General features: G+C 63.1%; 2 protein-coding genes. Both read left to right on the top strand.

Translation table 11 applies throughout. The annotated features are described in order from the left end of the window. Positions 1-86 precede the first annotated feature (86 nt). Positions 87-1,613: an IS21 family transposase gene (gene istA / locus QRN25_RS26220; protein WP_083274933.1), complete on the top strand. Its 1,527-nt coding sequence runs from the start codon at positions 87-89 to the stop codon at positions 1,611-1,613. Between the two features lie 10 nt (positions 1,614-1,623). Further along, positions 1,624-2,364: an IS21-like element helper ATPase IstB gene (gene istB, locus QRN25_RS26215; RefSeq protein ID WP_285022470.1), complete on the top strand. Its 741-nt coding sequence runs from the start codon at positions 1,624-1,626 to the stop codon at positions 2,362-2,364. Positions 2,365-2,488: the final 124 nt, after the last annotated feature.

The following is a 2,488-nucleotide window of genomic DNA, read 5'->3' as shown; positions in this document are numbered from 1 at the left end:
GTTTGGGATGACGTGAAGCCTGATCGTTGGGACCAGTTCCCTGGCTGAGCAGCCAGGAGGATTGGATGCCGACGAGGAGGGTTATGATGCGCCATGTGCGCGAGATATTGAGACTGAGCCTGGACGCCAGGCTCTCGACCCGAGCGGTAGCAGAGCATGTCCGGACGGGGGCAACCACGGTGCGCGACACGCTCAGGCGGTTTGATCAATCCGGGCTGTCGTGGCCGTTGCCGCCCGAGATTGGCGATGCGGATCTGGAGGAGCGGCTCTACGGCGTTCCCGGCGTAAAGCCGGGACGGCGCAAGCTTCCGGAGCCGGACTGGCCGGTGGTAGCGCGCGAACTGAAGCGCAAACACGTGACGCTGCAGGTGCTCTGGGAGGAGTACCGCGCCGAGCATCCAGACGGATATCGCTATAGCCGGTTCTGCGATCTGTTCCGCCGGTGGGAAGGCCGCCTGCCGCTGGTCATGCGCCAGAGCCATGCCGGAGGCGAAAAGCTGTTCCTCGACTACGCTGGCGACACGGTGCCGGTCGTGGTGGACCGCAGGACCGGGGAAGTCCGCGGTGCCCACATCTTCGTTGCCGTAATGGGCGGATCGAGCCTGTCGTTTGCGCTGGCGACATGGACCGAGCAGTTTCCCGATTGGATCGCGGGCAACAACGCCGCCTTCGCCTTCTTCCGCGGCGTTCCCCAGTTGCTGGTGCCCGACAACGCCAAGGTGGCGGTGATCAAGGCCTGTCACTTCGATCCTCAGGTGAACCGAAGCTACACCGACATGGCGCGGCATTACGGTACGGCGATCCTGCCGACGCGGCCGCGCAAGCCGCGGGACAAGGCCAAGGTCGAAGCCTGCGTCGGTATCGTCGAGCGCTGGCTATTAGGCCGCTTGCGTAACCGAATCTTCTACAGCCTCGCGGAGGTCAACGCGGCGATCGCCGAGTGCCTTGCCGATCTCAATGACCGGCGCGTGCTGCGCCAGTTTGGCAAGACGCGCCGCCAGTTGTTCAACGAAGTCGATGTTCCAAACCTCAAGCCGCTGCCGGCAGAGCCGTGGGTTCATGCCGAATGGCGCCGCTGCCGCGTCGGGCTCGATTACCATATCGCGATCGAGCGACATCATTACTCTGTTCCGCACCGCTTCGCGCGCCGCGAGGTCGAAGCCCGGTTCACTGCCAGTACTGTCGAGATCTTCCTGGGAGGCGAGCGCATTGCTGTGCACCTGCGCAGCAGCGGCAATGGCCGGCACACCACCGTCCCCGAGCACATGCCATCCAGCCACCGGCGCTACGGCGAATGGACGCTGGCGAAAATCCGGCAGGAGGCAAGCCGGATCGGGCCGATGCTATCCTTGCTGGTCGAGAAGGTCATCGAGGCAAAGCCCCATCCCGAACAGGGCTATCGATCCTGTCTGGGCATCATCGGGCTCGAAAAACGCTTCGGTCCCGAGCGCCTCGAAGCTGCGGCGTTGCGCGCGCTGGAGATCCAGGCGCGCAATTACCCGTCGGTTAAATCGATCCTCGAGAAGGGCCTCGACCAGGTGCCCGTTCCCCAATCCCCCGAGCAAGAGCCGATCATCCATTCCAACATCCGCGGCTCGAGCTACTACAACTGAAGGAGCAAGAATGCTGAAGCATCCCACTCTGGACCTTCTGGGCCAACTCGGCCTCGCCGGCATGGCCAAGGCCTTCGCCGAGATGGAAAGCAACGATGACGCAGCCAGTCTCAGCCACGCAGAATGGCTGGCACTGCTGCTCGACCACGAGGCCACCTACCGAAATGACAGGCGCCTCGCTCTGCGCTTGCGACATGCCAAGCTGCGACACCGCGCCGTGCCCGAGGACGTTGATTACCGAACGCGCCGCAGTCTTGACCGCCGGCTCTTCGAGACGTTGCTCGCTGGCGAATGGATATCCAGGCACGAGAACTTGGCCATCATCGGCCCGACCGGCATCGGGAAAAGTTGGTTGGCCTGTGCGATCGGTCACAAGGCCTGCCGTGATAACCGTTCCGTTCTCTACACCCGGTTGCCGCTGCTAATCGACGAACTCACCTTGGCCAAGGGTGACGGCCGTATCGCTGCTCGCCTGAAAAGCCTTGCCCGGGTCGATCTGCTGATCCTGGATGATTGGGGGCTTCAGCCTCTCGACGGCAACGCCCGGCACCATCTGCTCGAAATCCTTGAGGACCGTTACGGTCAGCGCTCCACGCTGGTCACCAGCCAACTTCCGGTGCCCCGCTGGCATCAGACCATAAACGATCCGACCTACGCCGACGCCATCCTGGACCGCCTCGTTCACAACGCACACCGCCTAGAACTCGAAGGTGAATCCATGCGTCGAAATGCCGCCACCGCCGCGGCTTGACCAAGGCGCCAACATAGGTGACATCCACGACCAACGATCAGGCGCTTCAACTGCGCGCGATCAGATCGGAACGCTGCGCGGCATCAAATCGGAATGCCTGCGCGCGATGGTCGGAATCCGCAGT

It is taken from the genome of Novosphingobium sp. fls2-241-R2A-195, assembly GCF_030209485.1.
Lineage (GTDB): Bacteria > Pseudomonadota > Alphaproteobacteria > Sphingomonadales > Sphingomonadaceae > Novosphingobium > Novosphingobium resinovorum.
Note: the sequence above shows the minus strand (reverse complement) of the source record. Positions and strands in the feature narration are given on the sequence as shown.